The sequence below is a fragment of the Psychrobacter sp. 16-MNA-CIBAN-0192 genome (assembly GCF_040309565.1).
In the GTDB taxonomy this organism is placed as follows: domain Bacteria; phylum Pseudomonadota; class Gammaproteobacteria; order Pseudomonadales; family Moraxellaceae; genus Psychrobacter.
Window position 1 is genome coordinate 1 of sequence record NZ_JBEOOX010000264.1, and the last position, 271, is coordinate 271.

At 43.2% G+C, this 271-nt stretch carries 1 protein-coding gene; it reads left to right on the forward strand.

Annotated features, from left to right (window positions below; all coding sequences use genetic code 11):
* A partial coding sequence (locus AAEY78_RS13185) for a hypothetical protein (RefSeq protein ID WP_352339752.1) occupies nt 1–271 on the forward strand: 271 nt, incomplete at both ends.

Sequence of the window (271 nt, forward strand, 5' to 3'; positions counted from 1 at the left end):
GCTATTTGTTTAGTAATGCTGCCATTGTGAACATTGACGGTACGCCAGTAGCAGACAGCTTTGCGTTAAAAGGCTTACGTATCGGTATTAACGGTAAAGAAAGTGCTCAAGGCCAGTCATACGCGAATCTCGATTTATCAGTATCGGCAGGGCAAACGATTGCAGAGCCGTTTTCTATCTCAGCATTGGGTACTATTATCGCCCTTGAAAAAGGGGCTAATCTGGATGAGTTTTTCTTAACCTTTGAACAATTAGGCGAACACACCAATGT